At 71.9% G+C, this 22,848-nt stretch carries 24 protein-coding genes and 1 pseudogene; 15 read left to right on the top strand and 10 right to left on the bottom strand.

Features of this window, described 5'->3' with window-relative positions:
• The first annotated feature begins 135 nt into the window (after positions 1-135).
• A complete protein-coding gene (locus ACF08F_RS12780; protein WP_392298509.1) occupies positions 136-1,524 on the top strand; it encodes a signaling protein in 1,389 nt (462 codons plus the stop codon).
• A gap of 31 nt (positions 1,525-1,555) precedes the next feature.
• Here the strand turns inward: ACF08F_RS12780 and ACF08F_RS12775 are convergent, their stop codons facing one another.
• Complete coding sequence (locus ACF08F_RS12775; protein WP_392298508.1) at positions 1,556-2,056, bottom strand: GNAT family N-acetyltransferase; 501 nt, start codon at positions 2,054-2,056, stop codon at positions 1,556-1,558.
• A 37-nt stretch (positions 2,057-2,093) separates the two neighbouring features.
• Here ACF08F_RS12775 and thpR point away from each other — a divergent pair, with 37 nt between their 5' ends.
• Positions 2,094-2,678 (top strand): RNA 2',3'-cyclic phosphodiesterase, encoded by a 585-nt coding sequence (gene thpR / locus ACF08F_RS12770; RefSeq protein WP_392298507.1) that lies wholly within the window; start codon positions 2,094-2,096, stop codon positions 2,676-2,678.
• Between the two features lie 214 nt (positions 2,679-2,892).
• Here thpR and ACF08F_RS12765 read toward each other — a convergent pair whose 3' ends face one another.
• Positions 2,893-3,882 (bottom strand): aldo/keto reductase, encoded by a 990-nt coding sequence (locus tag ACF08F_RS12765; protein WP_359166256.1) that lies wholly within the window; start codon positions 3,880-3,882, stop codon positions 2,893-2,895.
• Between the two features lie 169 nt (positions 3,883-4,051).
• On the opposite strand from ACF08F_RS12765, the gene ACF08F_RS12760 reads away from it, so the two are divergent.
• The 4 genes and pseudogenes from ACF08F_RS12760 to ACF08F_RS12745 all read left to right on the top strand — a co-directional run.
• Positions 4,052-4,258, top strand: a complete 207-nt coding sequence (locus ACF08F_RS12760) for a hypothetical protein (protein WP_210989046.1) — start codon at positions 4,052-4,054, stop codon at positions 4,256-4,258.
• Positions 4,242-4,766 (top strand): DUF6879 family protein, encoded by a 525-nt coding sequence (locus tag ACF08F_RS12755; RefSeq protein ID WP_392298506.1) that lies wholly within the window; start codon positions 4,242-4,244, stop codon positions 4,764-4,766. The genes ACF08F_RS12760 and ACF08F_RS12755 overlap by 17 nt, the downstream gene beginning before the upstream one ends.
• On the top strand, positions 4,700-5,083 hold the full coding sequence (locus ACF08F_RS12750; RefSeq protein ID WP_392298505.1) for a helix-turn-helix domain-containing protein: 384 nt from the start codon (positions 4,700-4,702) through the stop codon (positions 5,081-5,083). Before ACF08F_RS12755 ends, ACF08F_RS12750 begins: the two co-directional genes overlap by 67 nt.
• Positions 5,077-5,424, top strand: a pseudogene (locus tag ACF08F_RS12745) (DUF2199 domain-containing protein); the annotation flags it as partial. The gene ACF08F_RS12750 and the pseudogene ACF08F_RS12745, both read left to right, overlap by 7 nt.
• Before the next feature lie 396 nt (positions 5,425-5,820).
• Here the strand turns inward: ACF08F_RS12745 and ACF08F_RS12740 are convergent.
• The gene (locus ACF08F_RS12740) at positions 5,821-6,171 is read right to left on the bottom strand and encodes a hypothetical protein (RefSeq protein WP_392298504.1); all 351 of its coding nucleotides are present in this window, start codon (positions 6,169-6,171) and stop codon (positions 5,821-5,823) included.
• A 250-nt stretch (positions 6,172-6,421) separates the two neighbouring features.
• Complete coding sequence (locus ACF08F_RS12735; protein WP_392298503.1) at positions 6,422-8,071, bottom strand: recombinase family protein; 1,650 nt, start codon at positions 8,069-8,071, stop codon at positions 6,422-6,424.
• A gap of 25 nt (positions 8,072-8,096) precedes the next feature.
• Between ACF08F_RS12735 and ACF08F_RS12730 the strand changes: the two genes are divergently transcribed.
• The gene (locus tag ACF08F_RS12730) at positions 8,097-8,996 is read left to right on the top strand and encodes an aldo/keto reductase (RefSeq protein WP_392298502.1); all 900 of its coding nucleotides are present in this window, start codon (positions 8,097-8,099) and stop codon (positions 8,994-8,996) included.
• 66 nt (positions 8,997-9,062) lie between these two features.
• Here ACF08F_RS12730 and ACF08F_RS12725 read toward each other — a convergent pair whose 3' ends face one another.
• From ACF08F_RS12725 to ACF08F_RS12715, 3 genes are read right to left on the bottom strand one after another with little or no spacing between them, the layout of a single operon-like run.
• Positions 9,063-9,530 (bottom strand): GNAT family N-acetyltransferase, encoded by a 468-nt coding sequence (locus ACF08F_RS12725; protein ID WP_392298501.1) that lies wholly within the window; start codon positions 9,528-9,530, stop codon positions 9,063-9,065.
• Positions 9,531-9,537: 7 nt separating this feature from the next.
• Complete coding sequence (locus ACF08F_RS12720) at positions 9,538-10,227, bottom strand: GDSL-type esterase/lipase family protein (protein ID WP_392298500.1); 690 nt, start codon at positions 10,225-10,227, stop codon at positions 9,538-9,540.
• Between the two features lie 60 nt (positions 10,228-10,287).
• Positions 10,288-11,142, bottom strand: a complete 855-nt coding sequence (locus ACF08F_RS12715) for an alpha/beta fold hydrolase (RefSeq protein WP_392298499.1) — start codon at positions 11,140-11,142, stop codon at positions 10,288-10,290.
• A 71-nt stretch (positions 11,143-11,213) separates the two neighbouring features.
• Here ACF08F_RS12715 and ACF08F_RS12710 point away from each other — a divergent pair, with 71 nt between their 5' ends.
• Both ACF08F_RS12710 and ACF08F_RS12705 read left to right on the top strand, forming a co-directional pair.
• Complete coding sequence (locus ACF08F_RS12710) at positions 11,214-12,221, top strand: WD40 repeat domain-containing protein (RefSeq protein ID WP_392298498.1); 1,008 nt, start codon at positions 11,214-11,216, stop codon at positions 12,219-12,221.
• Between the two features lie 52 nt (positions 12,222-12,273).
• Complete coding sequence (locus tag ACF08F_RS12705; protein WP_392298497.1) at positions 12,274-12,639, top strand: hypothetical protein; 366 nt, start codon at positions 12,274-12,276, stop codon at positions 12,637-12,639.
• On the opposite strand, the gene ACF08F_RS12700 is transcribed toward ACF08F_RS12705, so the two are convergent.
• The gene (locus ACF08F_RS12700) at positions 12,599-13,357 is read right to left on the bottom strand and encodes a TetR/AcrR family transcriptional regulator (protein WP_392298496.1); all 759 of its coding nucleotides are present in this window, start codon (positions 13,355-13,357) and stop codon (positions 12,599-12,601) included. The two genes, ACF08F_RS12705 and ACF08F_RS12700, sit on opposite strands and share 41 nt — an antisense overlap.
• 70 nt (positions 13,358-13,427) lie before the next feature.
• On the opposite strand from ACF08F_RS12700, the gene ACF08F_RS12695 reads away from it, so the two are divergent.
• Together ACF08F_RS12695 and ACF08F_RS12690 are read left to right on the top strand one after the other, a co-directional pair.
• Positions 13,428-14,396 (top strand): ATP-binding cassette domain-containing protein, encoded by a 969-nt coding sequence (locus tag ACF08F_RS12695; RefSeq protein WP_392298495.1) that lies wholly within the window; start codon positions 13,428-13,430, stop codon positions 14,394-14,396.
• A complete protein-coding gene (locus ACF08F_RS12690; protein WP_392298494.1) occupies positions 14,393-15,265 on the top strand; it encodes an ABC transporter permease in 873 nt (290 codons plus the stop codon). The genes ACF08F_RS12695 and ACF08F_RS12690 overlap by 4 nt, the downstream gene beginning before the upstream one ends.
• A gap of 71 nt (positions 15,266-15,336) precedes the next feature.
• Here the strand turns inward: ACF08F_RS12690 and serC are convergent, their stop codons facing one another.
• Positions 15,337-16,455: a phosphoserine transaminase gene (gene serC, locus ACF08F_RS12685; protein WP_392298493.1), complete on the bottom strand. Its 1,119-nt coding sequence runs from the start codon at positions 16,453-16,455 to the stop codon at positions 15,337-15,339.
• Positions 16,456-16,506: 51 nt separating this feature from the next.
• Here serC and ACF08F_RS12680 point away from each other — a divergent pair, with 51 nt between their 5' ends.
• The 3 genes from ACF08F_RS12680 to ACF08F_RS12670 all read left to right on the top strand — a co-directional run bounded on the left by ACF08F_RS12680 (position 16,507) and on the right by ACF08F_RS12670 (position 20,812).
• Positions 16,507-19,326, top strand: a complete 2,820-nt coding sequence (locus ACF08F_RS12680) for an FAD-binding and (Fe-S)-binding domain-containing protein (protein ID WP_392298492.1) — start codon at positions 16,507-16,509, stop codon at positions 19,324-19,326.
• A 54-nt stretch (positions 19,327-19,380) separates the two neighbouring features.
• Complete coding sequence (locus ACF08F_RS12675) at positions 19,381-19,662, top strand: pyrimidine/purine nucleoside phosphorylase (RefSeq protein ID WP_392298491.1); 282 nt, start codon at positions 19,381-19,383, stop codon at positions 19,660-19,662.
• A 595-nt stretch (positions 19,663-20,257) separates the two neighbouring features.
• The gene (locus tag ACF08F_RS12670) at positions 20,258-20,812 is read left to right on the top strand and encodes a GNAT family N-acetyltransferase (protein WP_392298490.1); all 555 of its coding nucleotides are present in this window, start codon (positions 20,258-20,260) and stop codon (positions 20,810-20,812) included.
• Here the strand turns inward: ACF08F_RS12670 and ACF08F_RS12665 are convergent.
• Positions 20,766-21,656 carry a LysR family transcriptional regulator gene (locus tag ACF08F_RS12665; RefSeq protein WP_392298489.1) on the bottom strand — a complete coding sequence of 297 codons (891 nt, stop codon included), beginning with the start codon at positions 21,654-21,656 and terminating at the stop codon, positions 20,766-20,768. The genes ACF08F_RS12670 and ACF08F_RS12665 overlap by 47 nt on opposite strands.
• Before the next feature lie 165 nt (positions 21,657-21,821).
• Between ACF08F_RS12665 and ACF08F_RS12660 the strand changes: the two genes are divergently transcribed.
• Positions 21,822-22,793, top strand: coding sequence for a DMT family transporter (locus ACF08F_RS12660; protein ID WP_392298488.1), 972 nt, complete (start codon positions 21,822-21,824; stop codon positions 22,791-22,793).
• The last annotated feature ends 55 nt before the right edge of the window (positions 22,794-22,848 follow it).

Here is a 22,848-nt window from a genome sequence, read left to right as displayed (position 1 = left end):
TCCCCCTCGATCCCTCGCACCCGTGTGCGAAGATCACGGCACCGTGCAGGTGTTTGATCTTGAAAGGGGGGCTTGCACGCCCATGTCCATACGTTCTGCCCACAGGCCGTCTCCGCGAGGAAACGGAGCCGCGTCATGTCGCTGAGCCGCCGTAGCCTCCTGACCGCGATCGCGGCGGCTCCGGTCCTCGCCTCCGTGGGAGCCGCCGAGGCGTCCGCCGCACCTCAGGCAGCGCCTCAGGCCGCGCCCGCGACGGTGCCCGTCGCCGCGAACCCGCCGACCGGCGGCCTGCCCGACGCGCACAGGTTCGACCTGAAGTCCGCTCCTGTCGACCTGCTCGGCAAGGAGATCCCGCTCAACCACAAGAGGGTGCACCAGCAGGTCGCCTTCGATCCGGTCACCGGGCTGGCCTACGCCGTGCAGGGCATGCCCGGCAGCCATCTGCTCCGGGACGAGACCGTCGTCCTGTCCCGCGCGGAGCGCGACGCGCGGGGCGATCTGTGCGTCAACCAGGTCGCGCCCGACGGCACCGTCCTCGCCGTCATGCACCTGAGGGGCTTCGGCCACGGCGCCGGACTCGGCGTCGAGCACGTCGACGGCACCGCCTGGCTCTGGCTGGAGACCGACGCGGACCGCGCGGCCCTCGGCAGCAACGCCCACGGCAAGCACATCGGCCGGATCGCGTTCCAGGCCGATGCCATCGTCGACGCGGGCAGCGAGCTCGTCGAGGTCTTCGACCCGGTCCCGGGAACCTCCGGAGTCACCCCGTCCCTGGACCTCGACCACGGCCGCATCGCGGTACGCCAGGTCACGTCCGGCACCGCGGAGTACCGCGTCTACGACCTCGCCGCCTTCAAGAGCCGCGACTTCACCCCGCAGCACCGCTTCCCGGTCAAGCACAGCACCCAGTCCTGGTGCCTGTACGGGAACTTCGTCTACCAGAACGCGGGCGACGCCTACAGCGCCGCCAACCCGAGCCCGGGCAACTCCTGGTGGACCGTCTACGACGTCAACGCGGGAGTGGTGATCGAGCGGATCTTCAACACCACCGCCCTCGAACTGAACCACCGCGAGACCGAAGCCATCACCGTCCGCCGAACGCCTGACGGGCAGCCGCAGCTCGTCTTCGGCTTCGCTACCCAGGAGAACCGACTCATGGCCCTCTACGGCATCACCAGCACCACTGCGTGGATCCCCCTCGCGTTCGACAGGAACGTCTACACCGCGAGCGACAGCTACCTCCCGCAGTACCGTCAGTCGGGCGACCGCGTCGACATCCACCTGCGGGTGAGCCACGTCGACACCACGGTCCGGTGGGCCAGCGGCGAGACGATCCTCACGCTCCCGGCGCACCTCCGCCCCAGCCGCACCCAGAGCCTGGTGGGCACGACGACCGGCTCCGGCGACATCACCGGATCCCTCACCACCCGCTTCGAGGTCACCGCCGACGGCCAGCTGCGCATCTTCGACGAGCGCGCGTTCACCGGCTGGGTCGGCCTGGACGCCGGGTACTTCACCGTCTGACCCGCCGCGGAGCGGCGGGTCCGCGGACCCCTCAGACCCGCCGCTCCAGCACCTGGCCCTGCCAGTCCCCGACCTGGAACGTCTCCGTCCGGGTGAAGCCCCGGCCCTCGTAGTACGCGATCAGGCGGCCCTCGCTGCCCGCGAAGCAGTCCACCCGCAGCAGCGACACCCCCTGTCGCCGGGTCTCCTCCGCCGCGTGGGCGAGGAGCGCCGCCCCCACCCCGTGCCCGTGGAACCGCGCGTCGGTCGCCAGCAGGCGCACGTACACCTCGGGCTCGTCCGCCGACGGCACGTGCTTGCCCGGGTGCGGGGTCAGCGTCATCGTGCCCGCCGGTACGCCGTCGATCTCGGCGATCCACAGATCGCCCTCGGCCACGGTGTCCGCGACCTGCTGCACCGCCGCCGGGCGGGCCGAGAACGGCTCCGTGCCCCACTGGGCGGTGATCCCCTTGCCGTTGAGCCACACCACGGCGCTGTCGAGCACGTCGACTATCGCGGGGAGGTCCTCCGCCCCGCCCTTCCTGATCTTCATCCCACAGAGGCTAGCCGCTGCCTGCCAGACTCCTCCCATGAGGCTTTTCGCCGCCGTCCTGCCACCCGCCGAGCAGCTCGTCGAGCTCGGACACGTCACCGACCGGCTGCACGGGCTGCCCGGGGCCGACCGGCTGCGCTGGACCTCGCGGCCCGGCTGGCACCTCACGCTCGCCTTCATGGGCGAGGTCGACGAGGAGCTGCTGCCCGAGCTGCGGGTCCGGCTCGCCCGGGCCGCGCACCGCACCCCGCCGTTCCCGCTCCGCCTCCACGGCGGGGGCCACTTCGGCCGCCGCGCCCTGTGGACGGGTGTCGCCGGGGACCTGGACGAGCTGCGGCTGCTGGCCGAGCGGGCCGACGCCGCCGCGCGCCGGGCCGGGGTCGCGATGGAGGAGCACCGCCGCTACCAGGCGCACCTGACGCTCGCCCGCGCGCGGACGGACGACACGGACCTCCGGCCGTTCCTCGACGAGCTCCACTCCTTCGAGGGCCGCCGCTGGCGGGTGGGCGAGCTGGCGCTCGTCCGCTCGCTCCTGCCGGTGAGCGGGGTCCGGGGCGAGCAGCCCCGGTACGAGACGCTCGACACCTGGCCCCTTGAAGGGGGAGAGGCGCGGTCGGGTTAACCTCGATGCGTGGACCCGAAGACCCGTAACCGAATCATGGCCGGCGTGCTCGTACTGATGTTCGCGATCATCGCGGTGGCGTCGGTGACCGGACAATAAGGACGCACCGTCCGCCTTCCTCCGTGGGAATCTCCTTGCTTCGAGCGGACTCGAAGCAGTTGGCTTGACCTTCATGGAGTAGCAGGTGACGGCCGTGCTTCCAGCCGCTACTCGATCACCAGGCAAAGGCCTCCGGCGACGGCCCCGGGCCGGGGAAGATCTCGTCCAGACCAGTCAGAAGTTCGTCACTCAGCTCCAGCTCCAGGGCGCGCAACGCGCTCTCCAGCTGCTCCACCGTGCGGGGGCCGACGATCGGGCCGGTGACGCCGGGCCGGGTCAGCAGCCATGCCAGCCCGACTTCGCCGGGCTCCAGGCCGTGCTTGTCGAGCAGGTCCTCGTACGCCTGGAACTTCGCCCGCACGGTCGGGTCGGCGAGCGTTTCTGCCGCGCGGCCCTCCGTACGCCGCTTGCCCCCGGCCTCCTTCTTCAGGACGCCGCCGAGCAGGCCGCCGTGCAGCGGGGACCAGGGGATGACCCCGAGGCCGTAGTCCTGCGCGGCCGGGATCACCTCCATCTCCGCGCGCCGCTCGTAGAGGTTGTACAGGCACTGCTCACTGACCAGGCCGACCATGCCGCGCCGGGCGGCGGTCTCGTTGGCCTGGGCGATCTTGTACCCGGGGAAGTTCGAGGAGCCCGCGTACAGGATCTTCCCCTGCTGGATCAGCACGTCGACGGCCTGCCAGATCTCCTCGAAGGGAGTGGCGCGGTCGACGTGGTGGAACTGGTACAGATCGATGTAGTCGGTACCGAGCCGCTTGAGGCTGGCGTCGACGGCCCGCCGGATGTTCAAGGCCGACAGCCGGTCCTCGTTGGGCCAGGTCTCGCCCTCACGTGACATGGAGCCGTAGACCTTCGTGGCGAGGACCGTCTTCTCCCGCCGACCACCGCCCTGGGCGAACCACGTCCCGATGATCTCCTCGGTGCGGCCCTTGTTCTCACCCCACCCATACACGTTGGCCGTGTCTACGAAGTTCAGACCTGCGTCGAGCGCGGCATCCAGGATGCCGTGGCTTGTCGGTTCGTCTGTCTGCGGGCCGAAGTTCATCGTCCCGAGGACGAGTCGACTGACCTTGAGTCCGGTGCGTCCGAGCTGCGTGTACTTCATGAGGCACAAGCCAACTGCTTCGAGCCCACTCCAAGCAAGGGCCGACCACTCAGCCGCTCATTTATGCGACAACGCGCATGAGTCACGTCCGTGCATGGACGGCTGCGAGCGGCCCCCGTACGGTCGCCCCAGGCGGCCTGACCGGGCCGACAGGTCAAGGGAGTTCCGCATGGCGCGCGAAGAACTGACTCGGCTCACCGGCAACGGCAACGGCACGTGTGGAGAGGACGACTGCCCGAACGTCTACCGCACCGCTTCCGGCTCCATCGTGGTTCAGGGCGACGTGTCCGACGCCTTTACTCCCCCGCAGGGGGAAGGGCTCGTGGAGATCCCCGAGAGCGTTCTCCGGGAGGCCGTTCGTGCTCTTGGATGGTGACGAGTGGCGGGCGATGCTCCGGGGCTTCCGGTCGGAAGCGTGGCGACTGGAGACCCTGCCCCAGTACCTCGTACCGCAGGAGGCGGAAGAGCTCGAAGCCTTCCGGGCGGGCAAGCGCGTCGACCCGCACGCCTACTCGTCCGCGTACACGGAAGACCTGAAGCGGCTGCGAGGGGAGGGCAGGAGCAAGGGGCGAGTGCACGTCCTGACACGACCGCTCTCCGAGTACCTGCGCTTCGAGTTCTCGCGGTACTACGCCCCGCACGTGCTCGCCGGGGAGGATGTCCGCATCCTTGACGTGACCGAGCGAGACAACCCGTTGCCGGACGTCGAGGACTTCTGGATGTTCGACCGCTCGACCGTCGTCCTGATGCACTACGCGGGCGACGGCACGCAGATCAGTCGGGAGCTGTACGAGGGTGACCTTGCGCCGTTCATCGAGTGGCAGCGCATCGCCGTTGCCGAGTCGGTTCCCTTCCTGGAGTACGCGGAGCGCGTGACGGAGTGACGTTCGAAGCTGAGCAGCTTGGCGACTCCGGTATCGAACTCGCCTCACTGCTTCGGGACTTGCGTAAGCGAGCCGGCCTCTCGGGGGACCGGCTCGCAGCACGCTGCAACATGTCCCAGTCGAAGGTGTCTCGCATCGAGAACGGCCGGACACGGCCGTCCCTGGTCGATGTCGAGCAGATCTTGCGGGCGCTGGACGCTCCGCCGGAACTGGTCGCCGAGGTCTCCGCCCTCGCCAGGATGGCGAACACCGAGTGGCGGGACGTCCGAGAGCTTCGGCGCAAAGGGCTCGGCACGAGACAGGCCGAGCTGGCGTGATCGAGATACCCGTCATCGGCAGTGACGAGGTGTTCTCGTGGGGGGTCTGGGTTTCCCTCAGCCGAGACAACTTCTCCCGGGCCGCCGACATGTGGAACACGCCCGGCCGCGAAGACGAGAAGCCGTACTTCGGCTGGCTGACCACCGAACTTCCGATCTACTCGCCCGGTACCACCAACCTGAAGACGAACGCTCACACCCGCCCGGTCGGCCAGCGCCCCTTCATCGAGCTCGAACCCACCGATCATCCCCTCGCGGTCGAGCAGCGCACAAGCATCACTCTCGACCGCGTCCGCGAGATCGCCGAAGCCGTCCTCCACGGCAACGGCGAGGACCGCTGACCCAGACGGCTGAGCACGTTGGCGTCGAAGGGGTGGGGTATGCCCTCCTGAAGGGTCATTGCTCGACCGCCATGTCTTAGCAGCCGGGATTCCGCCACGGTTTCAGGGTCCGTCCGTCCTGCCCACAGACTTTCACGGCGGGAGCGTATGACCTGGTCAGAGTCCATCTCTGCCATTACTGGCCGCGGCGGAAGGCTGCAAGGAACAGAGCCTTAAGGCTGTGGCTGCGGGGCGCGACAGCGCCCCCTTGGTCTTGCGTGCTTGCTCCTGTCGGCCCCTTCCGGGGCCGCACTGCCCCTGAAGCCAAACAGATAAGAGAGCACGTGAACGATTCCGCAGGTCAGGTGCCCCGCCGGTACACGCCAGACGTGCTCTGACTACACGTACCGCGTGTGCTCACCGGCCCTGATGGAGTCGGCAGGGAACCGGCGCGCCCTTGCCTTTCTGGAACAGGTGAGGCGGAAGCACGAGGCAGGCGGCCCCGGAGCGGGGTGACACAAGGTCCAGCTCTTTAGCGCGGGCCACCGCGTTGCGGGTGCTCTGGTCGGACAGGGACTTGCCCTCCTTGCCCAGCAACGCGGCCAGCTTGCCCGGGCCGAAGCTTGCGTGCCCTCGCCGCTCGGCCCATCCGAGGGCGGCGAAGTGCACGCGGTAGGCGAGGGGATGTCCTGGGTGCTGTGCCATGCGCCGGTACTCATGCTGGGAGACTCCGCCCCACGGGCGGTCACGGCCGAAGCTGATAGCCACCGAGTGTGGCTCCTTCCTGTGAGGCACACACAGGTGCGCCAGTGACCCCCGCCGGACGGCGGGACATGTGCCTCCCTTTCTTCGCAGGGGTGGACCGGCCACGGCTGGCCAGTCTCTTCACAGGGCGCCCAAGGCTTCGCGCCTGGACTCGGTCTCGTGCAGTCGGGAGCGACGGCGGCGACCTGCCAGGATCCTACAGAGCGAAGGAGGGCCCGGGGCGGGGCCCTCCTGTCGTAAGGCGGCGAGGCGGTCAGCTTTCGCTGTGTACCGCCGCCAGGTCGCGCACGCGGCGCTTGAAGTCCATCGGGATGAGGATCTGCACGCGGCCCTTCCCCTCCTGCCACATGCTGTCATGCCCCTCCGGAGACATGGCCTGCACGGCAGTCATGGGCGGGATCTTCTCGGCGTGGATGACCGCCTTGATGCCGGCTGCCCGGAGTTCCCTGCCCTTCTCGTGCTGGGTCGAAAGCTTCGCCCAGCGTTCCCGGTAGGTTTCGCCCGTCGGGATCTCTTCCCATGTGTCGGGGCGGGTGGGCTGCGCCATGAGTTGCTCCCGCCTCGCGTCCAGCCGCTTGTACGTCTCCCGGTACTCCTGTTTGCCCAGCTCGCTGGAGTAGAGACCGGCTTCGCGGTCCTCCCGGAGTTCTGCCAGAGCGCGGTTCACCTCTTCGATGTCCCGTGTGAAGTCCACACCCGGGCGGAAGACCTTCCGCACGATCTCGACATCGCCGGCCGCGCGCAGGAAGACCTCTTCGACCGCTCCCTCCAGGACGTGCGCCGCGATGCCCTTGCTGCCTGTGGGGCACGGCTTGTGCGTGGTCCGCGAGGCGCACCGGTAGTACGGCCAGTTCCGCCCCGGGCCGAGGTACGCGGGCTCACCGCAGGTGCAGAACGCGACCCTGAGAAGAGGAGAGCCGCCCTTCCTGTTGCCGTTGCGTTTGCTGGTGTTCTCGTCCAGCTTCTTGTTCGCCAGCTCCCACTCCTCCTGGGTGATCAGTGGCTCCGCCCGCTGGAGAGGACGCCCTTCCGCGTCACGGACGATGCGGGTTCGCTTCGTCTTCTTGCCGTCGATGACGACTTCCTCCGTCACCTCCATCCGACCGAGAACGTTCAGGGAGCGCACCACCTTGGCTGTGTTCGCGGCGGTCCACCGCCCACCCTTCGGGGGCTTGCCGTTCCTGATCAGCTGGGCGTCGAGCGACACCGGGGTCTTGGTCGGGTCCTCGTTGAGCCACTGGGCGATGCTGTTCGCCGACTCGCCCTCGATGAGTCGACGGACGATCTCGCGCAGTGTCCCGGCGGTGTCCGTTCCGTAGTCGTCCGGGACCAGCCGCCAGCCGTCACCGGTGTCCTGCTTCTCCGCCCGGTAGCCATAGGGAATCCGGCCCCCGCGCCAGCGGCCCTCCTTCACCAGGTGGTTGTACGAGGACTTGGCCCGGGCCTTGATGGCTTCGAGCTCCCCTTCCGCGAATGACGCGATCAGGCTGAACAACAGCTTGCCCATCTGCGTGTTCAGGTTGATCCCGTCCTCGACGGTGGCAACCTCCTTGCCGTGCTTCTCGCACCACTCCACGAGGGTGTGTACGTGCAGGACGCGCCGCGACAGGCGGTCGAGCTTCAGCGCGCAGATGATGTCGTACTCGGCGGCGCGGGACTCCTCCATCGCGATCCGGTGCTCGATCGAGCTGACCTCTTTGCCGATGGTGGACGGCAGCCACTTGCCGAACTCGGGCCGTTTCCAGGGCTCGACACCGCCCGACACGTCGATGTCCTCGACCCACCCGACGACGACGTGCCCTTCCTGGTCGGCCCATCGTTGAATTGATCGGCGCTGGCGCTCCGGCGACGTGGTCTCGTCCGACACCTTCGACAGGCGGACCACTCCCAGGACTCTTGCCATTTGCTCTCCCCATCCCCTGCGGCGCTTGGGGATCGACGCTAGGACCCTGAGAGCGTGGCGTCAAAATGGATTGTTCGGTAAGGCCAACGTCTACGGCTGGGCCGAGAACAAGGGGCGGACGGAGTCGATCATCGGCTCCTGGTTCGCCAAGGGCGACGGCCGCCGCGACAGGACCGTCCTCGCCACCAAGGTGTACGGGAACATGGCCGCCGACGGCGACGCCTGGCCCAACCACGACAAGCTCTCGGCGCTCAACATCCGCCGCGCGGTCGAGGCCAGCCTCAAGCGGCTCGGCACCGACTACATCGACGTCTACCAGTTCCACCACATCGACCGCGCGACCCCCTTCGAGGAGGTCTGGCAGGCGGTCGACGTCCTGATCCAGCAGGGCAAGGTCCTCTACGCCGGCTCCTCGAACTTCCCCGGCTACAAGATCGCCCAGGCCAACGAGACCGCCGCCCGGCGCGGCTCGGTCGGGCTCGTCAGCGAGCAGTGCCTCTACAACCTCTACGAGCGGCGCGCCGAGATGGAGGTGATCCCGGCCGCTCAGGAGTACGGCCTCGGGGTCATCCCGTGGTCGCCGCTCCACGGCGGGCTGCTCGGCGGGGTGCTGAAGAAGGAGGCGCAGGGCAAGCGCCGGACCGAGGGCCGCGCGGCCGCCACGCTCGCCGATCCGGCGAACCGGGCGAAGTTCCAGGCCTACGAGGACCTGCTCGACAAGCACGGCCTGGAGCCGGGCGAGACGGCCCTCGCCTGGCTGCTCACCCGGCCCGGGGTGACGGGCCCGATCGTCGGCCCGCGCACGCCCGAGCAGCTGACGAGCGCGCTGCGCGCCCTGGAGCTGGAGCTGAGCGAGGAGCTCCTGTCCGGCCTGGACGAGATCTTCCCCGGCCCGGGGCCGTCGCCGGAGGCCTTCGCCTGGTGACGCCCTGAGGGGGCGGCCCGTCTCCGGGTGCCGCGCCGCCTTGCCGCGCGGCGCCCGGGGCCCGTCTCAGTTCAGCGACTTGTGGAAGTGGACGTCCTCGGCGCCGCCGGGGATGCCCAGCGTCCGGCCCGTCTCCACGTATCCCTGGCGCCGGTAGAAGTCCGGTGCCTGGAAGGTGAACGACGACACGGAGGCGCGGTCGCAGCCGCGCCGCCGGGCCTCCTCCTCCGCGGCGCGGAGGAGCTTGGCGCCCCAGCCGTCCCGGCGGCTGTCCTCGCGGACCCAGAGCATCTCGATGCCCAGCAGTCCGCCCCAGGTCCAGGCGGACAGGCCGCCGATGAGCTCGCCGGCCTCGTCGACGGCCTTCACCGAGAGCGTGCCCTGGTCGGCGGCGGTGGTGCCGGTGGCGGGGAAGTTGATCGCGTCGAGGCCGCTCTCCAGGCGCGCGTCGAGTTCGGCGTCGTGGTGGCCGACGCTCAGCGCCGCGCCGTCGGCGGGGTGTTCGCGCCGGCCTTCCGTGTACTGCTCTTCCATGCCGTCCTCAGAGGGAGCTGTAGGGGCCGCCCAGGCCCCAGGCCTGGTGCATCGCCGTGGCGAAGGCGGCGGCCAGTTTGTGTTCGCCGGTCACGCCCGGGTGCGTGCCGTCGTAGGTGTCCGTGTGGATGTCGTACGACTCCGGGACCGTCGCCAGGAGCAGCGGCGAGGCCGGGGTGTCCAGGTCGGCGACCGCCTTCCCGAGGAGCTCGTTGAAGCGCTCGCACTCGGCGGCGAAGGGGGCGTCGTACTCGGCGCGGACGTTCGGGATGACCGGCAGGAGCACCGCCCGCACGTGCGGGTTCGCGGCGCGGGCCGCCGCGACGAACGCGCGGACGTTCTCCTCGGTCTGGTCGCTGTTCGTGTAGAAGCCGAGGTCGATCAGGCCGAGGGAGATCAGCAGGACGTCCGCCCCCGTGGCCGTCACGGTCTCGCCGATCACGGGCGCCATGTGCAGCCAGCCCTCGCCCCAGCCGGCCAGATGGCGCCGGGCGGGGGCGGGGAACGCGGGGTCGGCGTAGGCCTCGACGCCGTTCGGCTCGTCGGGCGCCGTCGGGTCGTAGAGCCCGGTGCGGGGGCCGACGATCTCGTACCCGCCGGGGAGCGTCGCCTCCAGGTGCTGCCACATCCGGTGGCGCCAGGTCCAGTCGCCGACGCGTCCGATGGTCATGCTGTCGCCGACGAACAGAAAACGCATGGTCACATCATCGCGGACCGCTCGCGGGCGCGGCGACGTGATCCGGGACACGGATCTTCCTCAGGCGCCCGGGGACAGGAAGGAGTCGACGGTCTTCACGAGCCACTCCGCGTCGTCGTGCCAGGGGAAGTGTCCGCCCCCGGCCAGCACCGCGAGCGTGGCCTTCGGGAACAGCTCCGCGTACGCGGTGGCCGTCGGCACCGGGGTGTTCGCGTCGCCCTCGCCGGCGACGACCAGCACGGGCCGTCCGAACTCCGCGAGCGCCGCCCGGGTCGCCTCCGGACGGAACGCGCCCTCGCTCCCGTAGACCCCCGCCGCCTCCCCGTTCCGCTGCCGGTGGCTCTCGGCATGCCGCTCGCGCGCCGCGTCGTCCCACGTCCCGTGGAAGAAGGGGGCGACCGTCTGGAAGGTCTCCGCCGACCCGCGCCCCGCCGCGAGCTCCTCCAGCGCCGCGTACGCCTCCGCGAACCACGGCTCCTGCTCGCGCCACGGCCGCCGCGCCGCCGCGAGCCGCTCCTCGCCCGTCGTGTCGAGGCCGACGGCCGCCGTGCCCGGGGTGAGCAGGACGAGCCGGGCCACCCGCTCCGGGTACCGGGCGGTGTACAGCGCGGCCAGGTTGGCGCCCGCCGAGTGGCCCAGGAGGTCGACGGTGTCGAGGCCCAGTGCGGTCCGGAGCGCCTCGACGTCCTCCACGAGCCGGTCGCAGCGGTACGAGGACGGGTCCTCCGGCACCGCGGACGCGCCGCTGCCCCGCAGGTCGAGGCGGATCAGCGTGCGGCGGGCGTCGAGTCCGCACAGCCCGTCGAGGTAGACGGAGTCCTGCACGGGGCCGCCCGGCAGACAGATCAGCGGGGCGCCGGAACCGGAGGCGTGGTACGCGAGCAGGGTTCCGTCGGGGGCGGTGAGAGTAGGCATGCGCGCGACCATCGCAGGGGCTTCGGAGCAGGTCAAGCAGGTTTCCGCGGGGCCGTGGCAGGCTTGGTGCCATGCGAACTGCTCTGTGCGCCCTCGGTGCGGCGGTGGCCCTGGCGCTGCTCCCCGCCGGTCATGCCCGTGCCGAAGGGCAGGAGCCCGACCGGGACTTCACGATCGCCGACCCCCGGATCACCGAGTCCAGCGGTCTCGCGGCGAGCCGGGCCCACCCGGGGATCTACTGGACGCACAACGACCAGGACGCGCCCCTGATCTACGGGATCGACTCCCGTACGGGCGAGACGGTCGCGACCCTGACGATGCAGGGCGTCGGCACCCCCCGGGACATGGAGGCCATCGCCGTCGGCCCGGACGGCGACATCTACGTCGGCGACATCGGCGACAACCTCGACGGCTCCTGGGACCACGTCTGGATCTACCGCTTCCCCGAGCCGAAGACGCTCAAGGACCAGAAGGTGGCGGCGGAGCAGTACGACGTGAAGTACGCCGACGGGCCGCGCAACGCCGAGGCCCTGATGGTCCATCCGAAGACCGGCCGGGTGTACATCGCGAGCAAGAACGAGGACGGCGGCGGCCTGTACGCGGGCCCCGAGAAGCTCTCCGCGTCGGGGACGAACACCTTCCGGCGCGTCGGCGAGGTGCCGTGGGTGACCGACGGCGCCTTCTCCCCGGACGGCGGACGGCTCGTCCTGCGCGGCTACTTCGGCGCGAAGGAGTACGCCTGGAAGGACGGGCGCCTAGGGGACGAGGGCACGGGCGTCGGGGCGCCCTTCCAGGGGCAGGCCGAGTCGGTGACGTACACGCCGGACGGCTCGGCGTTCATGTTCGGCTCGGAGGGGCGGAGCAGCAGGGTCGTCCGGGTCGAGCGGGCGGAGGCCGACCGCCCGGCCACGGAGACGCCGGACGCGTCGGAGACGCCCGGGGCGTCGGAGGCCCCGGCCGGCACACCCGGCGCGGGTGACGGCGAGGAGGGGCAGGGCAGCGCGACCGTCGGCTTCCTCGTCCTCGCGGGCGCCACCGCACTCGTCATCGGCGGCAAGCGCCTCTTCAGGCGCGGCTGACCCGAGAGGGCGAGACTGGAAGGGAGACCGTCGGATCGTCCGTGGAGGAGTCATGACGGCAACCACCCGCGAGACCACTCCCGTCGCCCTGGAGGGCGGAGGCGTGGAGCTGCGCATGAAGGAGGCCGGGGGCGGTATGACCGCCGCCTTCATCCACCTTCCCGCCGGCACCGACATGGGGCCGGCGCTCAAGGGCCTGGAGGGCGACCTCTGCCAGTGCCCCCACTGGGGGTACGTCTTCAAGGGCCGGATCAGGATGAGGACGGCCTCGGGCGAGGACGTCTACGAGGCCGGTCAGGCCTACTACTGGGGGCCGGGCCATGCGCCCGAGGCGCTGGAGGACGTCGACGTCGTGGAGTTCTCGCCGACCGACGAGTTCACCGCGGTGATCGATCACGTGAAGGCCCAGGCGGGCTGACCAGGGCCTCGAAGCCGTCGAGCAGGCGGGCGAGGCCGAAGGCGAAGTGGTCGGTGTCGCGGGAGAAGGTGTCGGCGGCGAGCGCGGCCATCATGGGGTAGTCCCCGGAGGCCATCGCGCGCTCCAGGTAGGGCTGTTGCGTGCGCCAGAACTCCTCGTCGTCGACGCCGGTCTCCTTCGCGGCCTCGACGGTCTGCAGCTCCGTGCGGGCGATCCCGGCGGCGAAGCTCTGCACCGTGATGATGACCGAGATGGTCTCGGGGTCGCTCAGGCCCATGCCGTGCGGCCCCTTGAGCCCCGTGAGGCAGTGCTCCAGTCCGCGCAGCGCGCTCGGGCCGAGGACGGAGCGGGCCTCGTTGACCTTCAGCAGCCAGGGGTGCGCCCGGTAGAGGCCGAGGGTGGTCTGCGCCAGCTCCGTGACGGTCTCGCGCCAGTGGGCCCGGGCGGGGTCCGCCGGGGGGTCGTCGAAGGACTCGCCCTGGACGCGGTCGAGCATCAGGTCGAGGAGTTCGGTCTTGCCGGGGACGTACCGGTAGAGCGACATCGTGCCGACGCCGAGCTCGCTCGCCACCCTCCGCATCGAGACGGCGTCGAGCCCCTCCCCGTCGGCGATGCCGACCGCCGTGGTGACGATCCGGTCGAGGGTGAGGCCCGGCTTGGGGCCGCGGCTGGGGCGGTCGCCGGTGCCCCAGAGGAGGTCGAGGCTGCTCGTCGTCATGCCGCCACTCTAAAACTGAGTACGGTGTACTCTCATTTGGGTACGGTGTACTCAGAACTGGAGGGGCTCCATGACAGAAGACATCGGGTACGCGGTCCTCGCCGAAGGACTGCGCAAGCGCTACGGAAGGAAGAGCGACGCCACCCACGCCCTCGACGGCTTCGACCTCGCCGTCCGCCCCGGAACCGTCCACGGCCTCCTCGGCCCCAACGGCGCGGGCAAGACCACCGCCGTCCGCATCCTCGCGACCCTCCTCAGGCCGGACGGCGGCCACGCCCGGGTGGCCGGCGTCGACGTGGTCCGCGACCCCCGCGCCGCCCGCACCCGCATCGGCCTCGTCGGCCAGTACGCCGCCGTCGACGAAGGCCTCACCGGGCGCCAGAACCTCGAACTCTTCGGCCGCCTCTTCCACCTCGGCGCCCGCCGCGCCCGCACCCGCGCCGCCGAACTCCTCGACCGCTTCGGCCTCACCGAGGCCGCCGACAAGGGCGCCGGCCAGTACAGCGGAGGCATGCGCCGCCGCCTCGACCTCGCCGCCTCGATGGTCCTCGCCCCCGCCGTCCTCTACCTCGACGAGCCGACCACCGGCCTCGACCCGCGCGCCCGCGGCGAGGTCTGGGACGCGGTCCGCACCCTCGTCGCGGGCGGCACGACCGTCCTGCTCACCACCCAGTACCTCGACGAGGCCGACCGGCTCGCCTCCCGCATCACCGTGATGGACCGGGGCCGGGCCATCGCCGACGACACCCCCGACGGCCTCAAGGACCGGGTCGGCGGCGACCGCGTCGAGGTCGTCGTCGCCGAACCCGCCGACCTCCCCGCCGCCCGCGCGGTCCTCGCCCGGGTCGCGGGCACCGACCCCGGTACCGACGAGGCCGAACGCCGCGTCCACGCCCCCGTGGCCGACCGGGTCGCCGCCCTCACCGAGGTCGCCCGCACCCTCCAGCAGGAGGGGATCGACGTCGAGGACCTGGCACTGCGCCGCCCCGCCCTCGACGACGTCTTCCTCCGCCTCACCGGCCAGGAGGCCGCCGCATGAGCAACGCCACCGCCCCGCACGCCACCACCCCGCGGACCACCGCCCCGCACGCCCCCGCGGAGCACGCCACCGGCCTCGGCGGCCGCGCCTACTGGGCCGTCGCCGACTGCTGGACCCTCGTCCGCCGCACCCTGCTCAACTACCGGCGCGCACCCCTCGCGATCGTCTGGCAGCTCGGCTTCCCGATCGTCTCCGTCCTGCTCTACGGATTCGTCTTCGGCAGCGCGATGCGCGTGCCCGGCGACGGCGACTACCGCGAGTTCCTCATGCCCGGCATGTTCACGATGACCATGGCCTTCGGCCTCATGAACACCGCCGTCGCCGTCGTCTCCGACAGCGGCAAGGGGGTCGTGGACCGGTTCCGCTCCATGCCGATGGCCCCGTCCGCCGTCGCCACCGGCCGAGGCGTGTCCGACCTCCTGATCGCCTCCGCCGAACTCGCCATCCTCGCCGCCACGGCCCTCGCCATCGGCTGGACCTCGGACGGCGGCGCGGGCCCCACCCTCCTCGGCTTCGGGCTGCTCCTGCTGCTCCGCTTCAGCCTCATCTGGGTGGGCGTGTGGTGCGGGCTGATGGTGCCGAACACGGAGGCCGCAGGGGCGCTCTACGCCGTGATCTTCCCGATCACGATGATCTCCAGCGTGTATGTGGCACCGTCCCTGATGCCCTCGTGGCTCGCGCCCGTCGCCGCCTGGAACCCGATCTCGTCCACGGTGACGGCCACCCGCGAACTCTTCGGCAACCCCGGCGCGGGCGGCGGCACCTGGGTCGAACAGCACGCGGTCCTGATGGCCTTCGCCTGGCCGCTGGCGATCACCGCGGTCTTCCTGCCGCTGGCGGTCCGCCGCTACCAGGCGCTGAGCCGGTGACGCACGAGGGCCCGGCGTCGGACGAGATCCGGCGCCGGGCCCTTCGTGCGTACCGCGAGAGGAGAAGGGGGTTACAGCTTCTCGATCACGTAGTCGATGCAGGCCGTCAGGGCGCGCACGTCCGCCGGGTCGATCGCCGGGAACATCGCGATCCGCAGCTGGTTGCGGCCCAGCTTGCGGTACGGCTCGGTGTCCACGATCCCGTTGGCGCGCAGCACCTTCGCGACCGCCGCCGCGTCGACCTCGTCCGCGAAGTCGATCGTGCCGATGACCTGCGAGCGCTTCGCCGCGTCCGCGACGAACGGCGAGGCGTACTTGGACTCCTCGGCCCAGCCGTACAGCGCGTCCGAGGACTCCTTCGTCCGGGCCACGGCCCAGTCGAGACCGCCCTGTCCGTTGATCCACTTCAGCTGCTCGTTGAGCAGGAAGAGGGTGGACAGCGCCGGGGTGTTGTACGTCTGGTTCTTCAGCGAGTTGTCGATCGCCGTCGGCAGCGAGAAGAACTCCGGGATGTGCCGGCCGGACGCGTGGATCTTCTGCGCCCGCTCCAGGGCGGCCGGGGAGAAGGCCGCCAGCCACAGGCCGCCCTCGGCGGCGAAGGACTTCTGCGGAGCGAAGTAGTAGACGTCCGACTCGGTGATGTCGACGGGCAGGCCGCCCGCGCCCGAGGTCGCGTCGACCAGGACGAGCGCGCCCTCGTCGGCACCCGCGACCCGCTTGACCGGGGCGGCGACACCGGTGGAGGTCTCGTTGTGGGTGTACGCGTAGACGTCGATGCCCGCCTCGGCCACCGGCTCCGGGTGCGTGCCCGGGTCGGAGGAGATCACGGTCGGCTCGGCAAGCCAGGGAGCCAGCTTGGCGGCCTTCGCGAACTTGGAGGAGAACTCGCCGAAGGTGAGGTGCTGCGACTTGTTCTCGATGAGCCCGTGGGTCGCGACGTCCCAGAAGGCGGTGGAGCCGCCGTTGCCCAGGATCACCTCGTAGCCCTCGGGGAGCGAGAAGAGGTCGGAGACACCGGCACGCACTTCGCCGACCAGGTTCTTGACCGGGGCCTGGCGGTGGGACGTGCCGAGGAGAGAGGAGCCGGTCGCGGCCAGGGCGTCCAGCGCCTCCGTACGCACCTTGGAGGGGCCCGCGCCGAAACGGCCGTCGGCGGGCTTGATGTCAGCGGGAATCTGGATCTCAGCCACGAGGCGGAGAGTATCGGGTCGGGAAGGGCCCGGTCGCGGGATGTCCGCCGGATGAGACGAGGACTGAGACATCCTGGCGTTGTGGGAACACACGAGGATCATGCGTCCGCGCTCGCCGCGGAGCTGCGCGCGGCCGTCGCCGGAGACGTCGACTTCTCCGTCGCGGCGAGGGCCCTGACGACGATGGACGCCTCCAACTACCGCCGTGTGCCGGTCGGTACGGTCGCGCCGCGCGACGCGGACGACGTGGCGGCGGCCCTGGAGGTGTGCCGTGCCCACGGCGCCACGCCGGTCGTCGCGCGCGGCGGCGGGACGTCCATCGGCGGGCAGGCCACGGGCACGGGCGTGGTGCTCGACCTCACACGGCACATGGGCGGGATCGTCTCGCTGGATCCGGAATCGCGCACGGCGGTCGTCCGGCCGGGGCTCGTCCTCGACCGGCTGCGGGAGGCGGCGAGGCCGTACGGCCTGACCTTCGGCCCCGATCCGTCGACGCACGGCCGCTGCACCCTCGGCGGGATGATCGGCAACAACGCGTGCGGGGCGCACTCGGTCGCCTGGGGGACCACGGCGGACAACGTGCGCTCGCTCGACGTGGTGACGTACCGGGGCGCGAGGTTGACTCTCGGCCGGGACGGGCGGGGTGCGCCGCCCGGACTGCGGGAGCTCGTCGACCGCCACCTCGCGCTCCTGCGGACCGGCTATCCGGCGGGGCTGCCGCGCCGGATCTCCGGCTATGCCCTCGACGCGCTGCTGCCGGAGCGCGGGACGGACGTGGCCCGCTCCTTCTGCGGGAGCGAGGGCACGCTCGGCGTGGTGACGGAGGCGACGGTCCGGCTCGTCCCGCTGCCGGCCGACCCGGTCCTCGTCGTCCTCGGGTACGCGGACGAGAGCGCGGCGGCGGACGCGGCGGCGGGGCTCCTCCCGTACGAGCCGTTGACGGTGGAGGGCATGGCCGCCGACCTGGTGCGGGGCGGGGCGGCGGGGCTGCCGAGGGGCGGGGCGTGGCTGTTCTGCGAGGTCGACGGGGAGGGGGCGGCCCGGAGGCTGGTCCGCGCCGCGGAGGCCCTCGACGCGGCAGTGGTGTCGGACCCGGCCGGGCAGCGGGCGCTGTGGCGGATCCGGGAGGACGCGGCGGGGACGGCGACCCGGATGCCCGACGGGACGGAGGCGTGGCCGGGGTGGGAGGACTGCGCGGTGCCGCCGGCCCGGCTGGGCGCGTACCTGCGGGAATTCCGGTCACTCCTCGCGGACTTCGGCCTCCGGGGGACGCCGTACGGGCACTTCGGGGACGGCTGCGTGCACGTCCGGATCGACTTCGACCTGTGGACGGGCAAGGGGGTACGGGACTTCCGCCGCTTCTCGGAGGCGGTGGCGGACCTCGTGGTCGCCCACGGCGGCTCGCTCTCCGGCGAGCACGGCGACGGGCAGGCGCGGGCCGAGCTGCTGCCGAGGATGTACGGGGAGGAGCTGGTCGGCCTCTTCGGCGCGGTGAAGGACGTGTGGGACCCGGACGGGGGCCTGAACCCGGGGATGCTGGTCCGTCCGAAGCGGCTGGACGAGGGCCTGCGGTTCGAGGGCCTGCCGCTGGTGGGGCTGGGCCGGGAGGCGGCGCGTTGCGTGGGCGTCGCCAAGTGCCGCACGGCGGGTCCTACTTCAGGTCCTTCCGTCATGTGCCCCTCCTACCGGGCGACGGGGGAGGAGAAGCACTCCACGCGCGGGCGGGCCCGTCTCCTCCACGAGATGGCGCTCGGGGAGGTGATCACGGACGGCTGGCGCTCCGAGGAGGTCCGGGAGGCGCTCGACCTGTGCCTGTCCTGCAAGGGCTGCCGCAGCGACTGCCCGGTGGGCGTCGACATGGCCGCGTACAAGGCGGAGTTCCTCGACCGCCACTACGCGGGACGGCCCTTCGCCCGCCCCCGCTCGCACTGGACGATGGGCGGGCTGCCCCGGTGGCTGGCGCTTTTCGGGCGGGGCGTGAACGCGGCGACGCGGCTGCCGTTCACCGCCCGCCTGGCGGGGGTGACGCCCGAGCGGGCGCTGCCGAGGGTGGCGGACCGGACGTTCGTGTCCTGGTTCGGCGAGCGCGCCTCCCGCCGCCCGCCGGCCCTCACCCTGTGGCCGGACACCTTCACGAACCACCTGGCCCCGGAGGTGGGCCGCGCGGCGGTACGCGTCCTGGAGGACGCGGGCCTCGGCGTGATGCTGCCCCCGGGCCGGGTCTGCTGCGGCCTGACGTACGTGTCGACGGGCCGACTGGGCGCGGCGCGGAAGGTGATGCGGAGGACGCTGGACGTGCTGGAGGGCACGCGGGCCGCCGACGGAGCCGGGGGCCCGGCGGGACCGGCTGCGGGCGTCCCGGCCCCCGGGCGGCCGGTGGTCGTCCTCGAACCCTCCTGCGCGGCGGCCCTCCGCACCGACCTGCCCGAGCTGCTGCCGGACGACCCCCGGGCGGCGGCCCTGGCGTCGCGGGTCCTGACCTTCGCCGAGGCCCTGGAGACCCTGGCCCCCGACTGGACCCCGCCGCGCCTCGACCGCCCGGTCACCGGCCAGACCCACTGCCACCAGCACGCGGTCCTGGGCGACGCGCCGGACCGCCGCCTCCGCGCCCGCGCGGGCCTGACGGGCGAGCTGTCGGGCGGCTGCTGCGGCCTGGCGGGCAACTTCGGCTTCGAACCGGGCCACTACGAGGTCTCGGCGGCCTGCGCCGAGGACCAGCTCCTCCCGGCCCTCCGCGCGGCCCCGGAGGGCACGGAGATCCTGGCGGACGGCTTCTCGTGCAGGACCCAGATCGCCGACCTCGCGGACGGCCGGGCCCGACACCTGGCGGAGCTGCTGGCGGAGGGCTTGGAGGAGGGCCGCGAAAGGTGACTCGTACACTCGCCTCGCCAGTAGCGGCGCGACGAGTTCCCCCGGAGGACGGTCATGTTCAAGGTCAACGAATACTTCGACGGCACGGTCAAGTCGATCGCCTTCGAGCAGGAGCAGGGCCCGGCGACCGTCGGCGTCATGGCTCCCGGTGAGTACGAGTTCGGCACGGGCGCTCCGGAGACCATGCACGTGGTCAGCGGCGCCCTGACGGTGAAGCTGCCGGACGCCGACGGCTGGGAGACCTTCGAGGCGGGCACGCGCTTCGAGGTCCCGGGCGACAGCACGTTCCAGCTGAAGGTCGCGGTGGCCACCGCGTACCTCTGCGAATACCGCTGACCTCGGGCTCCTCGGGTGCCGGGGGTGACCCGGCACCGCGAGATTCCGGTGTGCTCCGACGCGGGCGGTCACGGACCGGCGGTCACCCCTTCCGGTCCCGGGGTGTGAACGGGCCGGTCGCGGGGGCCACGCACTTGTCGACGACGGTCCCGTCGCCGGCCGCCGAACCGTCCAGGCAGAGTTGGCCGCCCTTCTCCCGCAGGTCGAGGAAGAACCGCGTGGTCGCGCCGGACTGCCGCAGGTCGTGGATGCGCTCGTCGGCGTAGCCGAGGTCGTTCAGGATCGTCCTGACCTTCGCGGGGGTGGGATCCGTCAGATCCCGGAGAGCCTCGGCGATGCGCTGCTCGTGAAGGTTGCTCGCGCACCAGTCACGCGCGTTCAGTTCCCATTCCGGTCCCGTCGTGGGTTCGACCGGCGCCGCCTCGACGGCCTGCCCCTCCGCGCCGGGCGGTGCCCCCGCGCGTGAGCACGCGTACTCACATGGGCGGGATCAGGCACTCAACTCCGATGAGGTGTGACCCGGCTTCGGCGGGCCACGACGGCCGTGTCCGTACAACTCGGTTCTTCCGTCGGGGAGTCCGGATACGCTCGAAGGATGGAGCGGCTCCCTTCCCCCGGTCCCCGGCTCGTCCTGCGTGAGCTGGAGGCCGGTGACGTACCGGCCGTGCACGGCATCTACGGCTCCGAGGCCGCGACCGAGCACCTCAGTTTTCCGCCGCGCTCGCTCGACGAGGTCCGGGGGATCGTCGAGCGGTCGACGGTGTCCGCTCGGGCCGATCCCCGGGAGGAGTACGCGCTCGGGGTCGTCGAGCGGGCCACGGGGCTGCTCGTCGGGTTCGGGCGGCTCGCGACCGATCCGCACCAGCAGCGCGCGGCGACCGTGGGGTTCGCGCTGCGGCCCGGGTCGTGGGGGGTCGGCTACGGGCGCGAGACCGTCGGGCTGCTGCTCGCGCTGGCCTTCGGGGAGCTCGGCCTGCACCGGGTGTGGGCCGCGCGGGCTCCCCTCAACACCGCCTCGGCGCGGACGCTGCTCGCCGCCGGTTTCGTGGAGGAGGGGCGGATCCGGGGGCACGTCCATGTCAGGGGTGCCTGGCGGGACTCGATCACGTACGGGATTCTCCGCGAGGAGTGGGCGGGGCCGCCTCGGTGACGATCTCCCGGGCCATCGCGACCAGCGCCTCCGTCGCCGGGTGCGGGAAGGCGTCCCGCCAGGCCAGGACCACCGGCAGCGGCGGCGCGTCGGACAGCGGGCGGTAGGCGACGCCCGGGTGCGGGTGGAGCGCGGCGGTGGAGGCGGAGGAGACGCCGGCGCCCCGGCCCGCGGCGATCGCGGTGAGCCAGTCGTCGGTGTTGGCGACGGTCAGCGTGGCCGCCGGGCGGGCTCCGGGCGGCCAGAGCCCGAGCGTGGTCGTGCCGGAGACGGTGTTGAGGACGATCGTTTCGGACGTCAGGTCCCCGAGGGCGAGGCCCGGCCGGTCGGCGAGCGGGCTGTCGGCGGGGAGTGCGACGACCCGCTCCTCCGTGGCGAGCTCCTCGGTGACGAGGCCGGGGGCGTCGACCGGGCCCCTGAGCAGCGCCGCGTCCACCTCGCCGCGGGCGAGCCCCGCCGTGCGGTCGTCGATGCGGAGGAGTTCGAGCGGGGTCTCGGGGTACAGGCGCTGCCAGCGCCGGAGCAGGGGCGTCGTGTACGGGCCGAAGGCCGACCAGGCGTGCCCGAGGCGCAGGGGGCGGTTCCGGAGCCGGGCCGGGTCGACGGCGGCGTCGAAGGCGGCGAGCGCGGCGGCGGCCCTGTCCCGGAAGGCGCGGCCCTCGGCGGTGAGGGCGAGGTGGTGGGTCGAGCGGTCGACGAGCCGGGCGCCGAGGTGGGTCTCCAGTGCGGCGAGCGTGCGGGAGACGGCGGGCTGGGTGAGGTGGAGCCGGGCGGCCGCCCTGGTCAGGCTGGGTTCCTCGGCGATGGCGAGGAAGCAGCGGAGGTGGCGTAGCTCGATGCTCATGTCTTCGGAGCATAACCGCAGCGCAATCGGCATTTCCGGTGCCGCGCGGGGGCTCGTAGCGTGAGAGGGGAATCCTGGGGGAGGCGTGCGGGGTTCACTGAGGTGTACTTGCAGTACAGTGAAGTGAACTGATGGTGGTGTGGAGCGGAACGGAGGAGCGGCCCGGTGAACAGTCCGGTGAACAGCCCGGTCAAGGACGGGCCGGGGGCTTCCACGACGGTTGCCGCGCCCGGGAGCGCGGTCACCGGCACGCCGGCGTCCCGCAGGGGCGGCCGGCACCTCGGGCCCGTCGCCCTCGTCGTCGCGGGCGGGCTCTCCGTGCAGTTCGGCTCCGCCGTCGCCGTCCTCCTCATGCCCCGTGCCGGGGCGCTCGGCGTCGTCACCCTGCGGCTCGTGCTCGCCGCCGTCGTCCTGCTGGCCGTGTGCCGGCCCAAGGTGCGCGGCTACAGCCGCGCCGACTGGGGCACGATCGTCGCCTTCGGCACCGCCATGGCCGGGATGAACATCCTCTTCTACCAGGCCGCCGACCGGATCCCGCTGGGCGCCGCCGTGACCCTGGAGGTCCTCGGCCCGCTCATCCTCTCGGTCGTCGCCTCCCGCCGCCTGGCGAACCTGCTGTGGGCCGGGCTCGCACTCGGCGGCGTCGTCCTGCTCAGTGGCGGCGGCTTCGACCGCCTCGATCCCGCCGGAGCCGCGTTCGCGCTCGCGGCGGGCGCGATGTGGGCCGCGTACATCGTCTTCAGCGCCCGGACCGGCCGCCGCTTCCCGCAGGCCGACGGGCTCGCGCTCGCCATGGCCTTCGGCGCCGTCCTCAGCCTGCCGCTGGGCATCGGGGAGGCGGGCGACAAGCTCCTCGTACCGTCGACGGTCCTGCTCGGCCTGGGCGTCGCGCTGATGTCCTCGGTGCTCCCGTACACCCTCGAACTCCTCGCCCTGCGCCGCCTGCCCGCACCCACCTTCGCGATCCTGATGAGCCTGGAGCCGGCCATCGCGGCGGCGGCGGGCTTCCTCATCCTGAGCCAGGCCCTCTCCGCAACCGACGCCCTGGCCATCGCCCTGGTCATCGCGGCGAGCATGGGAGCGGTCCGCACCCAGGCCCGCGCGGCGAAGCGGCAGGTCCCCGGGGCGACGGTCTGACGCGACGGGCGTGAAGGCGCCCTGACGCGACGGCCCGGCGTGGTCGAAGGTCTCC

Source organism: Streptomyces sp. NPDC015130 (assembly GCF_043080005.1).
Lineage (GTDB): Bacteria > Actinomycetota > Actinomycetes > Streptomycetales > Streptomycetaceae > Streptomyces.
This window is presented reverse-complemented; position numbering and strand designations above follow the sequence as displayed.

What these genes read in the sequence shown, in the direction of transcription:
- ACF08F_RS12780 (WP_392298509.1), top strand. Translation starts at nt 136, where the DNA reads ATGTCGCTGAGCCGCCGTAGCCTCCTGACCGCGATCGCGGCGGCTCCG.
- ACF08F_RS12775 (WP_392298508.1), bottom strand. Translation starts at nt 2,056, where the DNA reads ATGAAGATCAGGAAGGGCGGGGCGGAGGACCTCCCCGCGATAGTCGAC.
- thpR (WP_392298507.1), top strand. Translation starts at nt 2,094, where the DNA reads ATGAGGCTTTTCGCCGCCGTCCTGCCACCCGCCGAGCAGCTCGTCGAG.
- ACF08F_RS12765 (WP_359166256.1), bottom strand. Translation starts at nt 3,882, where the DNA reads ATGAAGTACACGCAGCTCGGACGCACCGGACTCAAGGTCAGTCGACTC.
- ACF08F_RS12760 (WP_210989046.1), top strand. Translation starts at nt 4,052, where the DNA reads ATGGCGCGCGAAGAACTGACTCGGCTCACCGGCAACGGCAACGGCACG.
- ACF08F_RS12735 (WP_392298503.1), bottom strand. Translation starts at nt 8,071, where the DNA reads ATGGCAAGAGTCCTGGGAGTGGTCCGCCTGTCGAAGGTGTCGGACGAG.
- ACF08F_RS12725 (WP_392298501.1), bottom strand. Translation starts at nt 9,530, where the DNA reads ATGGAAGAGCAGTACACGGAAGGCCGGCGCGAACACCCCGCCGACGGC.
- ACF08F_RS12720 (WP_392298500.1), bottom strand. Translation starts at nt 10,227, where the DNA reads ATGCGTTTTCTGTTCGTCGGCGACAGCATGACCATCGGACGCGTCGGC.
- ACF08F_RS12715 (WP_392298499.1), bottom strand. Translation starts at nt 11,142, where the DNA reads ATGCCTACTCTCACCGCCCCCGACGGAACCCTGCTCGCGTACCACGCC.
- ACF08F_RS12710 (WP_392298498.1), top strand. Translation starts at nt 11,214, where the DNA reads ATGCGAACTGCTCTGTGCGCCCTCGGTGCGGCGGTGGCCCTGGCGCTG.
- ACF08F_RS12705 (WP_392298497.1), top strand. Translation starts at nt 12,274, where the DNA reads ATGACGGCAACCACCCGCGAGACCACTCCCGTCGCCCTGGAGGGCGGA.
- ACF08F_RS12700 (WP_392298496.1), bottom strand. Translation starts at nt 13,357, where the DNA reads ATGACGACGAGCAGCCTCGACCTCCTCTGGGGCACCGGCGACCGCCCC.
- ACF08F_RS12695 (WP_392298495.1), top strand. Translation starts at nt 13,428, where the DNA reads ATGACAGAAGACATCGGGTACGCGGTCCTCGCCGAAGGACTGCGCAAG.
- ACF08F_RS12690 (WP_392298494.1), top strand. Translation starts at nt 14,393, where the DNA reads ATGAGCAACGCCACCGCCCCGCACGCCACCACCCCGCGGACCACCGCC.
- ACF08F_RS12680 (WP_392298492.1), top strand. Translation starts at nt 16,507, where the DNA reads ATGAGACGAGGACTGAGACATCCTGGCGTTGTGGGAACACACGAGGAT.
- ACF08F_RS12675 (WP_392298491.1), top strand. Translation starts at nt 19,381, where the DNA reads ATGTTCAAGGTCAACGAATACTTCGACGGCACGGTCAAGTCGATCGCC.
- ACF08F_RS12670 (WP_392298490.1), top strand. Translation starts at nt 20,258, where the DNA reads ATGGAGCGGCTCCCTTCCCCCGGTCCCCGGCTCGTCCTGCGTGAGCTG.
- ACF08F_RS12665 (WP_392298489.1), bottom strand. Translation starts at nt 21,656, where the DNA reads ATGAGCATCGAGCTACGCCACCTCCGCTGCTTCCTCGCCATCGCCGAG.